General features: G+C 69.7%; 17 protein-coding genes. 14 read left to right on the top strand and 3 right to left on the bottom strand.

Going from position 1 to position 18,170, the window contains the following annotated elements; all coding sequences use genetic code 11:
- Positions 1-86 precede the first annotated feature (86 nt).
- The 13 genes from gspE to IE075_RS12065 all read left to right on the top strand — a co-directional run bounded on the left by gspE (position 87) and on the right by IE075_RS12065 (position 13,455).
- Positions 87-1,814, top strand: a complete 1,728-nt coding sequence (gene gspE / locus IE075_RS12125) for a type II secretion system ATPase GspE (RefSeq protein WP_425489374.1) — start codon at positions 87-89, stop codon at positions 1,812-1,814.
- A gap of 41 nt (positions 1,815-1,855) precedes the next feature.
- Complete coding sequence (xpsF, locus tag IE075_RS12120) at positions 1,856-3,073, top strand: type II secretion system protein XpsF (RefSeq protein ID WP_189456896.1); 1,218 nt, start codon at positions 1,856-1,858, stop codon at positions 3,071-3,073.
- A 524-nt stretch (positions 3,074-3,597) separates the two neighbouring features.
- Complete coding sequence (gspG, locus tag IE075_RS12115) at positions 3,598-4,035, top strand: type II secretion system major pseudopilin GspG (RefSeq protein ID WP_189456894.1); 438 nt, start codon at positions 3,598-3,600, stop codon at positions 4,033-4,035.
- A 100-nt stretch (positions 4,036-4,135) separates the two neighbouring features.
- Complete coding sequence (gene xpsH / locus IE075_RS12110) at positions 4,136-4,645, top strand: type II secretion system protein XpsH (protein ID WP_425489377.1); 510 nt, start codon at positions 4,136-4,138, stop codon at positions 4,643-4,645.
- Positions 4,646-4,659: 14 nt separating this feature from the next.
- Complete coding sequence (gene xpsI, locus IE075_RS12105; RefSeq protein WP_189457253.1) at positions 4,660-5,124, top strand: type II secretion system protein XpsI; 465 nt, start codon at positions 4,660-4,662, stop codon at positions 5,122-5,124.
- Positions 5,121-5,816, top strand: coding sequence for a prepilin-type N-terminal cleavage/methylation domain-containing protein (locus IE075_RS12100; protein ID WP_308427827.1), 696 nt, complete (start codon positions 5,121-5,123; stop codon positions 5,814-5,816). Before xpsI ends, IE075_RS12100 begins: the two co-directional genes overlap by 4 nt.
- The gene (locus IE075_RS12095) at positions 5,813-6,715 is read left to right on the top strand and encodes a type II secretion system minor pseudopilin (RefSeq protein WP_189456891.1); all 903 of its coding nucleotides are present in this window, start codon (positions 5,813-5,815) and stop codon (positions 6,713-6,715) included. Before IE075_RS12100 ends, IE075_RS12095 begins: the two co-directional genes overlap by 4 nt.
- Positions 6,699-7,883 (top strand): PilN domain-containing protein, encoded by a 1,185-nt coding sequence (locus tag IE075_RS12090; RefSeq protein ID WP_189456889.1) that lies wholly within the window; start codon positions 6,699-6,701, stop codon positions 7,881-7,883. The genes IE075_RS12095 and IE075_RS12090 overlap by 17 nt, the downstream gene beginning before the upstream one ends.
- Entirely contained in the window at positions 7,870-8,502 is a 633-nt protein-coding gene (gene gspM, locus IE075_RS12085; RefSeq protein WP_189456888.1) for a type II secretion system protein GspM, read from the top strand. The genes IE075_RS12090 and gspM overlap by 14 nt, the downstream gene beginning before the upstream one ends.
- Positions 8,492-9,295, top strand: coding sequence for a general secretion pathway protein GspN (locus IE075_RS12080; RefSeq protein ID WP_189456887.1), 804 nt, complete (start codon positions 8,492-8,494; stop codon positions 9,293-9,295). Before gspM ends, IE075_RS12080 begins: the two co-directional genes overlap by 11 nt.
- Positions 9,292-11,625: a type II secretion system secretin GspD gene (gspD, locus tag IE075_RS12075; protein WP_189456886.1), complete on the top strand. Its 2,334-nt coding sequence runs from the start codon at positions 9,292-9,294 to the stop codon at positions 11,623-11,625. Before IE075_RS12080 ends, gspD begins: the two co-directional genes overlap by 4 nt.
- A gap of 4 nt (positions 11,626-11,629) precedes the next feature.
- On the top strand, positions 11,630-12,583 hold the full coding sequence (locus tag IE075_RS12070; RefSeq protein ID WP_189456885.1) for a glycosyltransferase family 2 protein: 954 nt from the start codon (positions 11,630-11,632) through the stop codon (positions 12,581-12,583).
- Positions 12,580-13,455, top strand: a complete 876-nt coding sequence (locus tag IE075_RS12065; protein ID WP_189456884.1) for a glycosyltransferase family 2 protein — start codon at positions 12,580-12,582, stop codon at positions 13,453-13,455. Before IE075_RS12070 ends, IE075_RS12065 begins: the two co-directional genes overlap by 4 nt.
- 19 nt (positions 13,456-13,474) lie before the next feature.
- Here the strand turns inward: IE075_RS12065 and IE075_RS12060 are convergent, their stop codons facing one another.
- The 3 genes from IE075_RS12060 to ettA form a co-directional block, all read right to left on the bottom strand.
- Positions 13,475-13,978: a hypothetical protein gene (locus tag IE075_RS12060; RefSeq protein WP_189456882.1), complete on the bottom strand. Its 504-nt coding sequence runs from the start codon at positions 13,976-13,978 to the stop codon at positions 13,475-13,477.
- A gap of 104 nt (positions 13,979-14,082) precedes the next feature.
- Positions 14,083-14,901: an orotidine-5'-phosphate decarboxylase gene (gene pyrF, locus IE075_RS12055; RefSeq protein WP_189456880.1), complete on the bottom strand. Its 819-nt coding sequence runs from the start codon at positions 14,899-14,901 to the stop codon at positions 14,083-14,085.
- Positions 14,902-14,957: 56 nt separating this feature from the next.
- Positions 14,958-16,622 (bottom strand): energy-dependent translational throttle protein EttA, encoded by a 1,665-nt coding sequence (gene ettA / locus IE075_RS12050; RefSeq protein ID WP_189456878.1) that lies wholly within the window; start codon positions 16,620-16,622, stop codon positions 14,958-14,960.
- A 285-nt stretch (positions 16,623-16,907) separates the two neighbouring features.
- On the opposite strand from ettA, the gene glyA reads away from it, so the two are divergent.
- Complete coding sequence (gene glyA, locus IE075_RS12045; protein ID WP_189456876.1) at positions 16,908-18,161, top strand: serine hydroxymethyltransferase; 1,254 nt, start codon at positions 16,908-16,910, stop codon at positions 18,159-18,161.
- Positions 18,162-18,170: the final 9 nt, after the last annotated feature.

The raw sequence follows: 18,170 nt of genomic DNA, 5'->3' as shown, positions 1-18,170 counted from the left end.
CCCGGCTGCGCTGCGAGGCGCCGCCGGCTGCACCACACGACGCGACCGCCGGTGCTGCTAGAGTCGATGCCCTCCTGGAGGTCGCCGTGAACGCAGTTGCCAACGATTCCGCCGTGCTCCCGCCCGAGGCCGCGGCCGACGAGCGCATCGTCGACGCGCTGCTCGCAAAAGGGCGCCTCAAGGACACCGATCTGGTCCGGGCGCGGCGCCTGCAGGCCGAGACCGGCGGTGACCTGCTCGCGCTGCTCGGTCGCTTGGGCCTGGTGTCCGAGCGCGACCACGCCGAGACCGTCGCCGAGGTGCTGGGGCTGCCGCTGACGAGCGTCAAGGACGCACCGGAGCTGCCGCCCGACGGCGTGGCGCTCACGCAGAAGTTCATGAAGCAGTTTCACGTCTGCCCGCTCATGGAGTCGGCGCAGACCGTCGACGTGCTCGCGGCCGACCCGCACGACGCCTACACGCTCGACGCGGTGCGTCTGGCGACCGGGCGCGATGTGCGCGTGCACGTGGGGCTGCGGTCGGAAATCGACGACCTCATCGAGCGCTGGTACGGCCAGGGCCGCAGCGCGATGGGCGCGATCGTCGAGACCGCCGAGGGTGAGGGCGGCGGTGATCTCGACGATGTCGAGCACTTGCGCGACCTCGCATCCGAAGCGCCGGTGATCCGGCTCGTAAACCTCGTCATCCAGCGCGCCGTCGAGTTCCGCGCGTCGGACATCCACATCGAGCCGTTCGAAAACCGGCTCAAGGTGCGCTACCGCATCGACGGCGTGCTGCAGGAAGGCGAAAGCCCGCCGGCCAATCTCACGGCCGCCGTGATCAGCCGCATCAAGATCATGGCCAAGCTCAACATCGCCGAGCGCCGCCTGCCGCAGGACGGCCGCATCATGCTGCGCGTGCAGGGCAAGGAGCTCGACCTGCGCGTGAGCACGATGCCGACCTCGCACGGCGAGTCGGTGGTGATGCGACTGCTCGACCGCGAAACCGTGGTGTTCGATTTCGAGCGCCTGGGCTTCACCGACAATTTCCTGCCGCAGTTCCAGAAGGTGCTCGAGCAGCCGCACGGCATCCTGCTCGTCACCGGCCCGACCGGCTCGGGCAAGACGACCACGCTGTACACCGCGCTGAGCAAGCTCAACACCTCCGACGTGAAGATCATCACCGTCGAGGATCCGGTCGAATACCAGATCGAGGGCATCAACCAGATCCAGGCCAAACCGCAGATCGGCCTGGATTTTGCGCATGCGCTGCGCTCGATCGTGCGCCAGGACCCGGACATCATCATGATCGGCGAAATGCGCGATCTGGAAACCGCGCGCATCGCGATCCAGTCCGCGCTGACTGGCCACCTCGTGCTCTCCACGCTGCACACGAACAACGCCGCCGGCGGCATCACGCGCCTGCTCGACATGGGCGTCGAGGACTACCTGCTCACGTCGACGGTCAACGGCATCCTTGCCCAGCGCCTCGTGCGTCGTCTCGAGCCACTGCATGCCCAGCGCTACCCGGCATCGCCTGAGGAAATCGAGAAGTTCGACCTGCGCCGATACCAGCCCGAGGGCGAGATCTTCCTGTTCCACCCGCGGCCATCGGAGCTGTCGCCGACCGGTTACCTGGGGCGCACGACGATCATGGAGTTCCTCGTCATGAACGACGAGATCCGCCGCGGCGTCATGCGCCACGCGGGCATGGGCGAGCTCGAACAGCTCGCGCGTTCGGCCGGCATGCGCACCATGTACGAGGACGGCATCATCAAGGCGCTCGCCGGCATGACGACGATCGAGGAAGTGCTGCGCGTGACGGAGGACGCGTGAGCCGCGGCGCGTCCGATCCGACGGTGCGCGGGTAACTCGCCATGCCGCTCTATCACTACAAGGCTCTCAATGCGCGCGGCGAGCTGCTCGACGGGCAGATGGAGGCGGCCGCGCCGACCGAGGTGGTGCAGCGGCTGCAGGAGCAGGGCCACCTGCCGGTGGAAGCGAAGCTCGCGAGCGAGGCGAGCGCGGCGTCCGTCTGGAAGGGCCTGTTCAAGCCGAAGTCATTCGCCGGCGCGCGGCTCGTGCAGTTCACGCAGCAGCTCGCGATCCTGCTCGGTGCCGGCCAGCCGCTCGACCGCGCGCTGACAATCCTGCTCGAGCTGCCCGAGGACGAGGCCGCCAAGCGCACGGTTGCCGACGTGCGCGATGCGGTGCGCGGCGGCGCGTCGCTGTCGGCCGCGCTCGAGCGCCAGCACGGCACGTTCTCGCGGCTGTACATCAACATGGTGCGCGCGGGCGAGGCGGGTGGCAGCCTGCAGGAAACGCTCTCGCGCTTGGCCGAGTACTTGGAACGGTCACGCGCGCTGCAGGGCCGCGTCGTCAACGCGCTGATCTACCCCGCGATCCTGCTGGTGATGGTCGGCCTGAGCCTGCTGTTCCTGCTCGGTTACGTGGTGCCGCAGTTCGCGCAGATGTACGAAAGCCTGGATGCCGAATTGCCGCTGTTCACGCAGATCGTGCTGGGCGTGGGTCTGTTCGTGCGCGACTGGTGGATCGTGCTGGTGGCCGTGCCGGCCCTCGCGCTGTGGTGGTTTGACCGTAAGCGGCGCGACCCCGCATTCCGCGCCGCGTTCGACGCCTGGTTGCTGCGTCGACGCTTCACCGGCGGCCTTGTTGCGCGCATCGAGACCGCGCGCCTCGCACGCACGCTCGGCACGCTCGTGCGCAACGGCGTGCCGCTGCTCACCGCGCTCGGCATCGGCCGCAACGTGCTCGGCAACCGGGTGCTCGCGGACGACGTCGACGCCGCGGCGGAAGAAGTCAAAAACGGTGTGTCGCTGTCCAACGCGCTTGCGCGCGGCAAGCGCTTTCCGCGACTTGCGCTGCAGATGATCCAGGTCGGCGAAGAGTCCGGCGCGCTCGACACGATGCTCGTGAAAACCGCTGAAACCTTCGAGCACGAGACCGCGATCGCGCTCGACCGCATGCTCGCCGCGCTCGTGCCGATCGTGACGATCGTGCTCGCGGCCGCGGTCGGCGTGGTGGTGCTCGCAGTGCTCACTCCGCTGTACGACCTCACCAACGCGATCGGGTGAGCCGGAGCGTTCGCAGCGGTTCAGGAGCTTCGCATCAGCGAGTGCCCGATGCGCCGACGTTAGTCCGGCTGAGGCAGGTCGGCACCGTTGCGGTCGGTCCGCGCGTGGGGCGCTGCGTCGACTGGAGAAAGTCGCTGCACCGCCGCGCGTCCGGTGCGCGATCGTCCGCAGGTCGCGCAGGTCGCGCAGGTCGCAGTGTGAATGTCCGAATCGGAGGCGCAATGCATGCATGGCGTTGTCGCTACGTGGATCCGCGCCACACAAAGCGACTGCCGTCTTCGTCGAATCGTCGTTGTCGGCGCTCCTGAAACAGTGAGCGCCGCGCGTCATGATTCGAGCGTCGACACGCCCGCAACCCCGCTAACGTTTCGATAACGACCTGCGCCACGCGCCTGCCCCGTTCTGTCGGGACATGCGTCGGTCATGGCGGGGAACCCACACTCGCGTGCATGATCCAATGCAGTCCGTCCCGCGCTCGCCCGGTGCGAGCGCGATTCCCGGCCACCCCCAATCCGGATTACTCCATGCGCAATCTCCGATCCCGCACCCGTTCCCCGTCGCCGGCGCTGCAGCGCGGCATGAGCCTGATCGAAATCATCATCGTCATCGTGCTGATCGGCGCGGTGCTCACGTTCGTCGGCAGCCGCGTGCTCGGCGGAGCCGACCGCGCAAAGGCGAACCTCGCCAAGTCGCAGATCCAGACGCTTGCCGGCAAGGTGGAGTCGTACCGGCTCGACACCGGCCGCCTGCCGCCGTCGCTCGAAGCGCTCGCCAGCCAGCCCGCCGATGCGAGCGGCTGGCTGGGCCCGTACGCGAAGTCGGCCGAACTGAAGGACCCGTGGGGCCATGACGTGCAGTACCGCGCGCCCGGTGCCGACGGTCGCGATTTCGACCTCGTGATCCTCGGCAAGGACGGCCAGGCGGGCGGCGACAGCTACGACGCCGACATCGCCTACGAATGACCGCACGCGCATGAGCGCTCCGCCTGCGATCGCTGCAGCGCATGACGCGTGTGCGGGCGCGCGCCGGCGCGACGGGCGCCGGGCGCCGCTCGCGTCGCAGATCGCCAGCGTGCGCTCGCCGTCATTCGCGCGCCGCCGCGTGCCGGGTTCTCGCGGGCGCAGCGCCGCCCGCGGCGTTTCGCTGCTCGAGGTGCTGCTCGTCGTGGCGCTCATTGCAGCGACCAGCGTGCTCGCCGCGGCGGCGCTCGGCGGTGGCTTTGCCGGCCTGCAGCTGCGCTCATCGGCCAAGGACATCGCGGCGCAGCTGCGCTTCACGCGCACCCATGCGATCGCGACCGGTGAGCCGCAGCGCTTCGTGATCGATCCCGGCGCCCATCGCTGGACTGCGCCTTCAGGCCGCAACGGCGAGATTCCCGAGGCGCTCGGCATCCGGTTCTTCGGCGCGCGCCAGGTGCAGCCGTCGCGCGGCGAGGGCGCGATCGTGTTTTTCCCCGACGGCGCTTCCACTGGAGGCCGCGTGCAGTTGCATCGCGACGGCGCCGGCTGGAACGTCGACGTCGCCTGGCTGACCGGGCGCGTGAAGCTGCAGCGCGCGCAGGACCGGCCGTGAGCGGCCGTTCTTCGATGGAGGTCGTTCGGCGTCTGCCTCACAGACCGACCACGGCGGTAGGCGCACGTGCGCAGCGCGGCTACACGCTGATCGAAGTCATTGCCGCGTTTGCGCTGCTCGCACTCGCGCTCACCTTGTTGCTGGGGGCGCTGTCGGGCTCGCTTCGGCAGGTGCGCGGCGCGGCCGACCGCGGGCGTGCCGCATTGCATGCGCGCACATTGATCGACCAGGTCGGCGTCGGCGAGCCGCTGCGCACCGGCACGCGTAGCGGCGAAATCGAAGACGGCCGTTATCGGTGGACGCTCGACGTCGAGCGCTGGCGTGATCCGGCCGCGACCGGTGGCCCGGTGGACCCGGCGGCGCCGCAGCTGCTCGACGTCCGCCTCGCGTTGCAGTGGGGCGACGGCGGCCCGCGCGAACGGCTGCAGCTGCGCACGCTGCGGATGCAGGCAGCTGGCATCGAGGCGACGCTGCCGTGAAGTGCGCGCGGCCGGATATTCGCACCGCATCGGGGTGCGCACGTAGCGGGCGTTCTGCGAGCCGTGCACGCGGTTTTACGCTCGTCGAAGTGCTGCTCGCGACCGTGCTGCTCGCGGCGGGCCTCGCGCTCGCATTCGCGACGCTGGTCGCCGCGACGCGTAGCGTGACGCGCGGCGAGGCGATGGCCGCGCACAGCGAGCGGCTGCGGGCGGTCGAAGGGTTCCTGCGCACGCGCCTGACCGGGGCGCGTGCAATCGCGTTCGACACCGAGGAGTCGAGCGCACTGCCGCAGCGCTTCGTCGGCACAGCAGACCGCATGCGTTTCGTCGCCGACCTGCCGAACTACCTCGGACGCGGCGGGCCATACCTGCATGAGTTCGCGATCGAGGAGGCCGGCGAAGGCCGCCGGGTGACCGTGGACCTGCGCATGGTCCAGGCGGGCGAGGTGGTCGATGAGCAGGTGCCGCCGCCTGAAGTGCTCGTCGACGATCTCGAATCCGCACGCTTTCGCTATCGCGCGATAAACGCCGACGGGCGGCTGGGGCCTTGGCAGGACGAGTGGCGCACGCCAGAGCAATTGCCGTTGCTCGTCGAGATCACGATGCGCGACCTCGACGGCCGCGACTGGCCGCCGATCGTGGTGTCCCTGCCGCTCGCGGCCGGCGCCGACAGTTTTGGGGTGGCGCCGTGACGCGGATGCGCGGCGCCGCGCTGCTGCTCGTGCTCTGGCTGGTCGCGCTGCTGACCGCGCTCGTGGGTGGCTTCGCGCTTGTGGCGCGCGTCGAACACCTGCAGGGGCGTGTGCTCGTGGGCGGCATCGAGGCCGGCACCGCGGCGCGCGCGGGGCTCGAGTACGCGCTGATGCGGCTCGCGATCACCGAGCCGCGCCGCCAGTGGCGGCCCGACGGCCGCGCGTACGACTGGGCATTCGACGGTGCCGACGTCGAGGTCGCGATCATCGACGAGAACGGCAAGGTCGATATCAACCAGGCCGACATGACGCTGCTGACGGGCCTGATCCGCGCAGTCGGCGTCGAAGCCGCGCAGGCCGGGCGCATCGCCGCTGCGATCGTCGACTGGCGCGACCCCGACCCGCTCACGCAACCCGCAGGCGGCGGCGAGGACCCCGACTACGCAGCGGCCGGTCTGCCATACGGCGCGAAGGACGCGGAGTTCGAGAGCATCGCCGAGCTTGAACAAGTACTCGGCATGACGCCAGAGGTCTACGCGAGCCTCGCGCCGCATGTGACCGTGTACAGCGGCCGTTCGCGGCCGGAGCCCGCGTTTGCTTCGGCCGAGGTCCTCACGGCGCTCGGGCTGGACGGGGAGCGGGTGGACGCGCAGCGTCGACAGTGGGATCCAAGCAGCGGTCAGCCGCCCGGGCCGGGCGGTGAGGCTTGGCTGAATGGAAGCCCGAGCGGAACGTATAGTATTCGGAGTCGCGCACGTCTCCCGGACGGTCGCCGCGCCGAACTGCGCGCCACCGTGCGGATCGGGGGTAGCACCATCCCGGGTGCTGCCTACACGCCGCTGCGGTGGGAAGAAGGGGTCTCAGGAGGATGGTCGCAAGACGATGAACCGCTTCGCTGACAGCCGGCTAAAAGACCGGTTCGGACGTCTCGGCGCCCGCCTCAGCGGCACTGCGCTGGGCGCCGGCGCGGGCGGCTTCTTCGGCTGGTGGTCGCGCGCGCTGCTGTCGTGGCTGCCGCCGCGCATGCGCGTGGTGCTCGGCATGGACCGCGGCCGCCTGCTGCTGCTGCGCGAGGGCGACGGGGTCCAGCTGCGCCTGCAGCGCCTCGGCGACTTACGCGACCTCGGCCACCTGCCGGGCTTCGGCGACGCGGCCGGCACGATGCCGCCGAACATCGACCCGCTTTCAAACCTGCTCGCGCCCGGCGCCTCCAAACTGCCGCGCTGGTTGCTGCTGCCGGCCGCCAACGGGCTGCGGCGGCGCCTGTTCCTACCCGCTGCCGCGGCGGACCGGCTGCGCGACGTGGTCGGCTTTGAAATCGAGCGCCAGACGCCGTTCACCGCCGACACCGTCGCGTTCGACGCGCGCATCGTGGGCCGGCGCGACAGCGACGGCCAGATCGAGGCCGAACTCGTCGTCGTGCCGCGCAGCGCGCTCGACCCTCAGCTCGCGGCGCTCGGCCCGCTCGCCGGCATGCTCGCGGGCGCGGACGTCGCCGGCGCCGACGGCGTGCCGCTCGGGGTCAACCTCCTGCCGCCGGCGCTGCGCCGTGCGACCGTCGACCCGTGGCGCAGCGCCAACCTCGTGCTCGGTGCCGTCGCGCTGCTCGCGACCGCGGCGCTGCTGTGGCAGTTGCTCGACAATCGCCGCGACGCCGCGGACCGCCTGCAGGCCCGCATCGAACAGGGCGCCGCACCCGCGCGACGCGCGGCCGCCGCCCGCGCCGAGCTCGTGGGGCTGCTCGAAGGCCAGGCCTTCCTAGAGCGCCTGCGCGCCACGCGCCCGACCGACGTCGAGATCCTCGACGAGCTCAGCCGACGCCTGCCCGATGGCACCTACCTCGAGAAGGTCGCGATCGAAAACGACCGCCTCACGCTGATCGGTCTCAGCAACGAGGCTGCCGGGCTCATAAGCCGGCTGCAGGGCTCACCGCTGTGGCGCGCGCCCGCGCTCGCCGGTGCCTTGATGCCCGATCCCGGCAGCGGCCGCGACCGGTTCACATTGACCGCCGAACTCACGCCCGAGCCCACGAATGCTCGCCCGGAGGCCGCCGATGGCGCCCGCTGACCGCGACCGCTGGCTCGCGCTCGGCCTGCTGCTCGCGGCGCTCATGCTTGCGTATGCGGTGCTGATCCACCCGTGGTGGACCGCGCCGATGCTCGATGTGCAGTCGCGCATTGAATCACTGCAGCAGCGCGAACTGCGCCAGCGCATGCAACTGCGGCAAGCGCCGCTTGTTGCTCAACGCCTCGCCCAGGTGAAGCAGCAGCTTTCCACGCGTCCCGGTTTCCTGCCGGAGGCGAGCGCCGAGCTTGCGACGGTCGGACTTGTACAGCGCCTTGAAACCGCAGTCGCGCAGGCGAGCCCCGGCAACCGCAGCTGCGCGATCACGAACCGCTCGCCGATCAACGAACCCTCGCGCGAGCGGTATGCGCGGGTCGTCGTGCAGGTGCGCCTGCGCTGCGGCACGCCGGAGCTCGCGACCGTCCTGCACTCGCTCGAAAGTGGCACGCCGCGACTGTTCGTCGACAACCTCAACGTGCTCGCGCAGCGCCATTTCTTCGGCGCGGGCGGTGAAGCGAGCGGCGAGGGCGGGCTGGACGTGAGCTTCGACCTGTTCGGCTACCTCCGGCCCGGTGTGGCGGTCACACGGGCGGACACCGCGGAGGGCGACGATGCGCTTTGACGACGCCCCGCCGCGCACCTGGCTCCTCGGCACGCTTGCCGGCTGGGCCGTTCTTGCGTGGGCGCTCGCGCTCGCCGGCATGGGCGGCCGCATCGAATTGCTTGAGGATGACGCCGGTCTGCTGCGCCCGCTGCCGCCGCTGCGTCCGGCCGCCGCCGAGCGGCTTGGCCCGCCCGGCCAGTACACCGAAATCGCGTCGCGCCCGCTGTTCTCCACCGACCGCCGGCCCAAGGCGTTCTCGCTTCAGGGCGGCAACGGCGAGGCCCAGGCGGGCGCGTTCGACTATCGTCTGACCAGCGTGCTCATCACGCCCACGGTGCAGCTCGCGATCCTGCAGCCGCCCGACGGCAGTCGCTCGGTGCGCGTGCGTGCTGGCGAAGCGCCCGAAAGCCACCCCGCGTGGCGGCTGACTTCGTTGAGTCCCCGCAGCGCCGTGTTCGAGGGCCCGGAAGGTCCGCGCACGCTTGAGCTGCGCGTGTTCGACGGTCAGGGCGGGCAACCGCCGACCGCGGCGGCCGGGCCTGTTCCGCGTGCGGACGCGCCGGGCATGGGCAATCCGTCCGACGGCAGCGTGCCGCCGCCGCGGCCGATCGTCGAAGCGCCGCGCGCGCCCGGCACCTCGCCCGCCGTGCCCATCCCGCCGCCCGCACCCACGCCGCGCGGCGACGCACCGACCCCCGACGCCGCGCCGCAGACCGACCAGGCGCAAATGGAAGCGATCCGCCAGCGCATCCAGGCGCGTCGCGAGCAACTTCGCCAGCAGCAATCCCGGACGCAACCGCCGGCCCAATGAGTGCCCGAATGAAGCCATTGCCCACGCCCCGCACCGTCCTGCGCCATGCCGTTCTGGCCGCCACAATCGGCAGCCTGCTCGCCTCGTGCACGACCGCGCCGGTGCCCGAAATGCGCCGCGATGGCGACCTCATCGGCAGCCGTGTCACCGGCATCAACACCGGCGCGAACGCGCAGGTCGCAGCCGATGGCGCACCGGCCGCCTCGATCAACCCGGCGCTCGCGCCGGCGGTCGCCGCCGCACCGCTGCCGGAGGAAGACGAAGGCCCGAAGGCCCAGATCCGCCGCGGCACCGGACAGGTCATCAACCGCGCGGCCGCGACGGCCCCGCGTCCGATGGGCGGCGGCAGCTCCGGCGCCGCCACATTCAACTTCGAGGGCGAATCGCTGCACGCGGTCGTCAAGGCGATCCTGGGCGACATGCTCGGCCAGAACTACGTGATCGCGCCGAGCGTGCAGGGCACCGTGACGCTCGCAACGCCAAAGCCGGTGAGCTCGGGTGACGCCCTGCGCCTGCTCGAGATGGTGCTCGCCTGGAACAACGCGCGGCTGATCTACGGTGAAGGCCGCTACAGCATCGTGCCCGCCGACCAGGCGCTCGCCGGCAACGCCGCGCCGCGCACCGGTCCGGCGCTCGGTGCGCGCGGCTTCGAGGTGCGCACGGTGCCGCTGAAGTACGTCTCGGCGACCGAGATGAAGAAGATCCTCGAGCCGTACGCGCGGCCGAACGCGATCGTCAACGTCGACAACGGCCGCAACATCATCAGCGTCGCCGGCAGCCAGAGCGAGCTCGAGAACTACCTGCGCACGATCGAGATCTTCGACGTCGACTGGCTGTCGGGCATGTCGGTCGGCGTGTTCCCGCTGACCTCAGGCCGCGCGACGCGCGTGGTCGCGGACCTGGAGCGCGTGTTCGGCGAGCAGAGCAAGTCGCCGGTCGCCGGCATGTTCCGTTTCATGCCGCTCGAGGGCGCGAACGCGATCATGGTGATCACGTCGCAGGCCGATTACCTCGACGACATCCAGCAGTGGCTCGAACGCATCGATTCGGCGGGCGGTCAGAAGCAGCTCTACTCGTACGAGCTCAAGTACATCAAGGCGCGCGACCTCGCAGATCAGCTGTCGGAAGTGTTTGGTGGCGGGCAGTACAACGCCGGCGGTGACGCGGGCGGCCCCCCGTCGCTGATGCCGGGGCTCGATGCCGTCGAGCTGCAGGACCGCGAGGGCGGCGCGACCGCAACCCTTGGTGACCGGGGTGGCGCGAACGAGGGTTTCAGCGACAGCGCAGCGCCGATGGGCACCGGCGGCAACACCGGTGCACTGCAACTCGGCAATGCCGACAACCGCAACGGCAGCGTGACGCTCGAAGTCGACGGCGACCGCGTTGGCGTGTCGGCGGTGGCCGAGACGAACACGCTGCTCGTCCGCGCCAGCCCATCGGCATGGAAATCGATCCGAGACGTGATCCAGCGGCTCGACACGATGCCGCTGCAGGTGCACATCGAGGCGCAGGTCGTCGAGGTGCAGCTCAGCGGTGCTCTGCAGTACGGCGTGAACTGGTTCTTTGAGAACGCAGTCAGCGACCCAATTGCCGAGGGCGGCGCAGGCCTGCCAAGCGCGGAGGGCCGGGACTTTTGGGGCGACCTGCGCGGCAGCCTGCGCGCCGTGGCCAGTGCCGATGGAACGATTGGCCCTGCTCAGCTCGCCTGGACGTTCCTCGGCCGCGATGCCGCGGCCGTGATCACCGCGCTCGACCAAGTCACCGATCTACAGGTGCTGCAGACGCCGTCAGTGTTCGTGCGCAACAACGCCGAAGCCACACTCAATGTCGGCAGCCGCATCCCGATCGAGTCGGTCACCGTTGATCCGGGAACCGGCACCGGAGGGGTGGCCTACAGCCAGGTGCAATATCTCGACACCGGCATCATTCTCAAAGTGCGCCCACGCATTACGCGTGAGGGAATGGTGTTCCTCGACATCGTGCAGGAGGTCAGTTCCCCGGGCGCTCGGCAGCCGGGCGAGCGCAACGTTCGCATCGACACGCGGAAGGTGAAAACCGAAACCGCGGTGCCCGACGGCAACACGGTGATGCTGGCCGGCCTCATCAGCGACGGTGTCACACGTGGCAGCTCGGGGCTGCCAGGGCTGTCGCGCATTCCCGTGATTGGCGGCCTGTTCGGCCGGCAGACCTCGCGCACCGAGCGCAATGAAGTCATCGTGTTGCTGACGCCGAAGGTCGTGCGCAATCCGCTTGAAGCGCGTGAGCTCACCGACGAGTACGGCCGCCGGTTCCGCGCGCTCGAACCGCTGTACCGCGGAACCGCGCCGTAACGCGATGTCGCGATCGTCCGGCGCCCGCCTGCCGCTCGTGCTCGTGCCGGTCCGCGCCGACGATGCGGCGCTCGACCGCTGCCTCGCGGCGCTCGAGCGCTCGACGCCCCCCGGCACGCGCGTCTGGCTTGCGGACGACGCCCAGGTCGGGCCGCGCGCACACGCGCTGATCGAACACTGGTGCGCGCACACGCGTTTGCAGGCCGATTACACCCGGCGCAGCGTCGGGGTCGGCGAGACGGCGCATGTCGCAGAAGCGCTGGCCGCCTGCGGCAATGCCGATGTGGCCGTGCTCGCGTCCGACGCCGTGCCCACGCCGGGTTGGCTCGAGCGCATGGCCGCCGCGCTGGCGGATGATCGGGCGATCGCGACGATCACCCCGTGGTGCAACGCCGGCGAGACGGCGTCGTGGCCGCGCGTCGCCCGCGCCGCCCGCGCCGCGCCGATCCCGCACGACCTCGATCGGATCGCCGCCGCGGCCGCATCGTTGCCGACGAGCGCGCCCGAACTGCCGGCCGCGGTCGGTCACGCAGTGCTGCTGCGCGGCGTGGCCCGGCAGCGCGCCGGTGGCGTCGACGCGACCGGCTTTCGCAGCTGGCAGGCGGCGCTGACGGACCTTTCGCTGCGGCTCTCAGGCCTGGGCTGGCGGAACGCGCTGTGCGAATCCGCGTTCGTCGCGCGCCTGCACGAGGGCACGATGGTCGACGGCGACGTCGAGGCGCTCGCCGTGCGCTGGCCCGACTGGCATGCCCGGCTCGCCAACTTCCTCATGCGCGACCCGCTGCACGCGCGGCGCGAGCGCCTGTCGCAGCGCAGCGCCGAGCTGGCGCATGCGGACCGGCAGCACGACCTGTTCGACGACGACGGCGATGCCGGGCCCGCGGCGACCGTCACGTTCGGCGTGCAACCGGCCTTCCACAGAGCGGCATCGGCTGCGCCGGATGCGCTGCCCGCATGAATTCGTCGCACGACGCCACCCCGCGTTCAATCGACGCGGTGGTGGTCACCTACCGCAGTGCGTCGACGATCGACGCCTGCCTGCAGCGCCTGCGCGAAGCCGACGACGTGCGCGTGATCCGCGTGGTCGACAACGCCTCCGATGACGACACGCTCGCGATCGTGCAAAGGCATGCGCTCGCCGACACGCGGGTGCGCTTCGTCGCAAACCCGGACAACCCCGGCTTTGGCGTTGCGTGTAACCAGGGCGCGGCCGATGGCGATTCGCCGTGGATCGCGTTCGTCAATCCCGACTGCCTCGTCGAGCGCGACACGCTCGCGCGGCTGCGCGCGCATGCCCAGACGGCGCCGCCGATGCTCGTGGGCGCGGACCTCGTCGGCGAGGACGGCATTCGAGACGCGGCCGCACGCCGGCGCGACCCGGATTTCGCGGCATTGCTGCGCGGTGCCCTGCGAACGAAAGGTGCGCCCACGCAGTTGGCGATCGAGATCGACGACGGCCGGCCGCTGCAACGGGTCGACGCGGTGTCGGGCGCGCTGATGCTGCTGCCGCGGACGCTCCACACGCGGCTCGGTGGCTTCGACGAGCGCTACCGACTGCACGCCGAGGATCTCGACCTCTGCCGCCGTGCGCGCCTCGCGGGCGCCACGGTGGCCGTAGCAAACGACGTGCGCGTCATACACGTGCGCGGCGTGTCGAGCCGCTCGCGGCCGTGGTTCGTGGAATGGCACAAGCACCGCGGGCTGTGGCGCTATTTCGCGACGTTCGAGGCGCCGCAGCGCGGGGCGCCGGTCCGGGCTGCGGTGTTCGCGCTCGTGTGGGTGCGGTTTCCGATCGCAGCGCTGCGCGCGTGGTCGCGGTCGCGCGACTGAGCGGGACGATTGGCCGCGCTTAACGGTCGAGCCGAAGCTTGAACTGCAACCCGATCGTGTGCGGCGTGACGTCTTCGAGGTAGGGCAGGTAGATCAGGTTCACGCCGAAACGGCCGCGCTCGATCTTTGCGACGAGCCCGGCCGCGGGCGCGACGCCGCCGTCGTTATATCCGGGGTAGCCCGTGACCGCGCCGACCATGCCGCCGACGCGCACGTAGGGGCCGAACTGCAGCGGGGTGTAGTGGTAGAGCGCGTACCACGAGTCCTCGTCGACCGAGTTGCGGTAATAACCCGCCGACGCGCCATGCCGCGGGCGCCACTGCAGTTCGACGCCGGCGCCCCAGTTCTCCTGGTTGAAACGCTCGCCGGGTGCGAGGAAGTCGTCCTCGTCGCCCAGGTGGTAGGAGACGAGGTTGACGTTCGCCCACCACTCGGGACCGTCGCCGGCAGGCGTCTGCGCGACGGCGGCGGGCGCAATCAGCAGCGCGGCGACGACGCAGGCGGGCACGAAGCGACGGTGCATGGCGGCTCTCCACTCGACGGACCGTCGCAGCCTAACGGCTTGCGGGTGCACGCCGCCTGACGGTCGCCCATACCCGGGGATCGGGCGCAGCGGCTTGCAACGGCTCAGCGGTGCCGGTTGATCTCGTCGCGCAGCGTACGTGCTGCGGCGGCCGCGGCCTGCGCGTAATCGTCGCCGTTTGAGGCGTAGAGCACCGCGCGCGAGGAGCTGATCATCAGCCCCGTGCCGTCGGCGGTCTTCGCGTTGCGGACCACCGCGGCCGCATCGCCGCCCTGCGCGCCGACACCGGGCACGAGCAGCGGCACGTCGCCGACGATCGCGCGCACTTCGGCGAGCTGTTCGGGCCAGGTCGCACCGACGACGAGCGCGACGTTGCCGTGCGCATTCCACTTCACCGCGGCTTTCTCGGCCACGTGCTGGTACAGCGGTCGTCCCGCGACGAGCAGGTCCTGCAACTCGCCCGCACCCGGGTTCGAGGTCCGGCACAGGATCACGACGCCGCGGTCGGCCCGGTCGAGGAACGGCTGCAGCGCGTCGCGGCCGAGGTAAGGATTCGCCGTGACCGCATCGGCGCGGTAGCGGTCGAACGCCTCGGTGGCGTAATGCTGCGCGGTCGAGCCGATGTCGCCGCGTTTGCTGTCGAGGATCACCGGCACGTCCGGATGCACGGCGTGCAGATGTGCGATGAGCCGCGCGAGCGCATCTTCCGCGCCGAGCGCCGCGAAGTGCGCGATCTGCGGTTTGAATGCACAGGCGTAGTCGGCCGTCGCATCGGCGATGTCGCGGCAGAACGCGAACACCGCGTCGGGATCGCTCAAAAAACGAGCAGGAAACTTCCCGGGCTCGGGATCGAGGCCGACGCACACCAGCGTGTCGGCGTCGCGCCAGCGTGCACGCAGCGCCTGCATGAAATTCGTCGTCATGGCATCTCCGGATGCGCGAACGCCCGCCGGTGAGGGCGGGCGTCCGGATAAAACGCTTACTTGAGCGCCTTGAACCGCAGGCGGTGCGGTTGCGCGCCTTCCGCGCCGAGTCGACGCTTCTTGTCTTCCTCGTACTCGCGGTAGTTGCCCTGGAAGAACTCGACGTGCGAGTTGCCTTCGAACGCGAGGATGTGCGTCGCGATGCGGTCGAGGAACCAGCGGTCATGCGAGATCACGAACGTGTTGCCCGGGAACTCGAGCAACGCGTCTTCGAGCGCGCGCAACGTCTCGATGTCGAGGTCGTTCGACGGTTCGTCGAGCAGCAGCACGTTGCCGCCCTGCAGCAGCGTCTTCGCCATGTGCAGGCGGCCGCGTTCACCGCCCGACAGCGAGCCGACCATCTTCTGCTGGTCCTGGCCCTTGAAGTTGAAGCGGCCGATGTAGGCACGCGACTGAATCTCGATGCCATTGATGTTGAGGATATCGAGGCCGCCGGACACTTCCTGGAACACATTGTGATTGCCGGTCAGCGCATCGCGGCTCTGGTCGACGTAGGCAAGCTTCACCGTCGGGCCCATGTCGATCGAACCCGAATCGGGCTTTTCCTGGCCGACGATCATGCGGAACAGCGTCGACTTGCCTGCGCCGTTCGGCCCGATGATGCCGACGATGGCGCCCGGCGGAACCGCAAACGACAGGTCATCGATCAGCAGGCGGTCGCCGTACGTCTTGCTGACGTTCTTGAACTCGATGACCTTCTGGCCCAGGCGCTCGCCCGGCGGGATGAAGATCTCGTTCGTCTCCTGGCGGCGCTGGTAATCGACCGACTGCAGCTCCTCGATGCGCGCAAGGCGCGCCTTGCCCTTCGAGCGGCCGCCCTTCGCATTGCTGCGGGCCCACTCGAGTTCCTTCTGGATCGCCTTCTGGCGCGACTTTTCCTGGTTCTCTTCCTGCTTCAGGCGCTCGTCCTTCTGCGTCAGCCACTCGGTGTAATTGCCCTTCCACGGAATGCCACGGCCGCGGTCGAGCTCGAGGATCCACTCGGCCGCGTTGTCGAGGAAGTAGCGATCGTGGGTAACGGCCACCACGGTGCCGGTGTAGCGCGCGAGGAACTGCTCCAGCCACTCGACCGACTCGGCGTCGAGATGGTTCGTCGGTTCGTCGAGCAGCAGCATGTCGGGCTTCTGCAGCAGCAGGCGGCACAGCGCGACGCGGCGCTTCTCACCGCCCGAGAGCTTGCCGACGACGGCCTCCCACGGCGGCAGGCGCAGCGCGTCGGCCGCGACTTCGAGCTGGTTTTCAAGCGTGTGCGCGTCGCCGGCGGCGAGGATTGCCTCCAGCCGCTCCTGTTCCTTGGCGAGTGCATCGAAGTCCGCGTTTTCTTCGGCGTACGCCGCGTAAACCTCCTCGAGGCGCGCCTGTGCCTGCAGCACTTCGCCCACGCCTTCCTCGACGGCCTGGCGAACGGTGTGCTCGGCATTGAGCTCCGGTTCCTGCGCGAGGTAGCCGACCTTGATGCCCGGCTGCGGCCGCGCTTCGCCGGAGAAATCCTGGTCGACGCCGGCCATGATCTTCAGCACGGTGGACTTGCCCGAGCCGTTGAGACCGAGCAGGCCGATCTTCGCGCCCGGGAAGAACGACAGCGAAATGTCCTTGATGATCTGGCGCTTGGGTGGAACGGTCTTGCTGACACCGTTCATGGTGTAGATGTATTGCGACATGGGCACTCCGGTCGATCACGGTGACGCGCTTGGATCGAACGCGCGGCACAGCGGGGCAGGCGGCGGCGACCTGCACGGGGCAGGGCCGGAAAGGTCGGGATAGCCGGCAATTATACGGGCCGGGCGGGGCGCGCCGCAGCCGCCCGCGCGCTACAGCGCCCCTGTGCTCGAGCCACGGGCGCTGGCGCCCGCGTCCGGGCGCGCCGGTACCGGCGTGGCGTCGCGTCGGTCCGGCGGAGCCATTGCCGGTAAACTTCCGGTCCCCTACAGATGTCCGGAGTGGCGATGTTCGCGCGCGATGCCCGTATCGAAGGTTATGACCCCGAACTCGCCCAGGCGATCGCGAACGAGGCCCGCCGGCAGGAAGACCACGTCGAGCTGATCGCGTCGGAAAACTACGCGAGCCCACGCGTGCTCGAAGCCCAGGGCAGCCAGCTCACGAACAAGTACGCCGAAGGCTATCCGGGTAAGCGCTACTACGGCGGTTGCGAATACGTCGACGTTGCCGAGCAGCTGGCCATCGACCGCTGCAAGCAACTGTTCGATGCCGACTACGCGAACGTGCAGCCGCATTCGGGCTCGCAGGCCAACCAAGCCGTGTATTTCGCCCTGCTGCAGCCGGGCGACACGATTCTCGGCATGAGCCTCGCGCACGGCGGCCACCTCACCCACGGGGCGAAGGTTAACGCCTCGGGCAAGCTGTTCAACGCCGTGCAGTACGGCGTCGACGAGCAGGGCCTCATCGACTACGCCGAAGTCGAGCGCCTCGCGCACGAGCACAAGCCGAAGATGCTGATCGCGGGTTTCTCCGCGTATTCGCGCATCGTCGACTGGGTGCGCATGCGCGAGATCGCCGATGCGGTCGGCGCGATCTTCTTCGTCGACATGGCGCATATCGCCGGCCTCGTCGCGGCCGGTGTCTATCCGAGCCCGCTTCCGCACGCGCACGTGGTGACCTCGACGACGCACAAGACCCTTCGCGGCCCGCGCGGGGGCATCATCGTTGCGAAGAATCCGTCCGAGGATCTGGTCAAGAAGCTGCAGAGCATCGTGTTCCCCGGCATCCAGGGCGGCCCGCTCATGCACGTGATCGCCGCGAAGGCGGTCGCGTTCAAGGAAGCGCTCGAAGCGGACTTCCAGGCCTACCAGCAGCAGGTCGTGCGCAACGCGCAGGCGATGGCGAAAACGCTGATCGAGCGCGGCTACAACATCGTCTCCGGCGGCACTGAAAACCACCTCATGCTCGTCGACATGATCGGCCGCGAGGTCAGCGGCAAAGACGCGGAGGCCGCGCTGGGTCGCGCGCACATCACCGTCAACAAGAACGCAGTGCCGGGTGATCCGCGCTCGCCGTTCGTGACCTCGGGCCTGCGCCTGGGCACGCCCGCGGTGACCACGCGCGGCTACGGCGAAGCCGAGTGCGTCGACCTCGCGAACTGGATCGCCGACGTGCTCGACGCACCGAAGGACGAGGCCGTGATCGAGCGCGTTGCGGAGGCCGTCCAGGCCCAGTGCAAGCGCTTCCCGGTCTACGGCTGAGGCCCGCGG

The sequence above is a fragment of the Cognatilysobacter bugurensis genome, assembly GCF_014652095.1.
Taxonomy (GTDB): domain Bacteria; phylum Pseudomonadota; class Gammaproteobacteria; order Xanthomonadales; family Xanthomonadaceae; genus Cognatilysobacter; species Cognatilysobacter bugurensis.
The sequence above is the reverse complement of the archived record's forward strand: the minus strand, read 5'-3'. Positions and strand labels throughout refer to the sequence as shown.

Bases quoted from the DNA above. Each gene is read 5' to 3' on its own strand.
- xpsF (WP_189456896.1), top strand. From the start codon at position 1,856: ATGCCGCTCTATCACTACAAGGCTCTCAATGCGCGCGGCGAGCTGCTC.
- gspG (WP_189456894.1), top strand. From the start codon at position 3,598: ATGCGCAATCTCCGATCCCGCACCCGTTCCCCGTCGCCGGCGCTGCAG.
- xpsI (WP_189457253.1), top strand. From the start codon at position 4,660: ATGGAGGTCGTTCGGCGTCTGCCTCACAGACCGACCACGGCGGTAGGC.
- IE075_RS12090 (WP_189456889.1), top strand. From the start codon at position 6,699: ATGAACCGCTTCGCTGACAGCCGGCTAAAAGACCGGTTCGGACGTCTC.
- gspM (WP_189456888.1), top strand. From the start codon at position 7,870: ATGGCGCCCGCTGACCGCGACCGCTGGCTCGCGCTCGGCCTGCTGCTC.
- IE075_RS12080 (WP_189456887.1), top strand. From the start codon at position 8,492: ATGCGCTTTGACGACGCCCCGCCGCGCACCTGGCTCCTCGGCACGCTT.
- gspD (WP_189456886.1), top strand. From the start codon at position 9,292: ATGAGTGCCCGAATGAAGCCATTGCCCACGCCCCGCACCGTCCTGCGC.
- IE075_RS12070 (WP_189456885.1), top strand. From the start codon at position 11,630: ATGTCGCGATCGTCCGGCGCCCGCCTGCCGCTCGTGCTCGTGCCGGTC.
- IE075_RS12065 (WP_189456884.1), top strand. From the start codon at position 12,580: ATGAATTCGTCGCACGACGCCACCCCGCGTTCAATCGACGCGGTGGTG.
- IE075_RS12060 (WP_189456882.1), bottom strand. From the start codon at position 13,978: ATGCACCGTCGCTTCGTGCCCGCCTGCGTCGTCGCCGCGCTGCTGATT.
- pyrF (WP_189456880.1), bottom strand. From the start codon at position 14,901: ATGACGACGAATTTCATGCAGGCGCTGCGTGCACGCTGGCGCGACGCC.
- ettA (WP_189456878.1), bottom strand. From the start codon at position 16,622: ATGTCGCAATACATCTACACCATGAACGGTGTCAGCAAGACCGTTCCA.
- glyA (WP_189456876.1), top strand. From the start codon at position 16,908: ATGTTCGCGCGCGATGCCCGTATCGAAGGTTATGACCCCGAACTCGCC.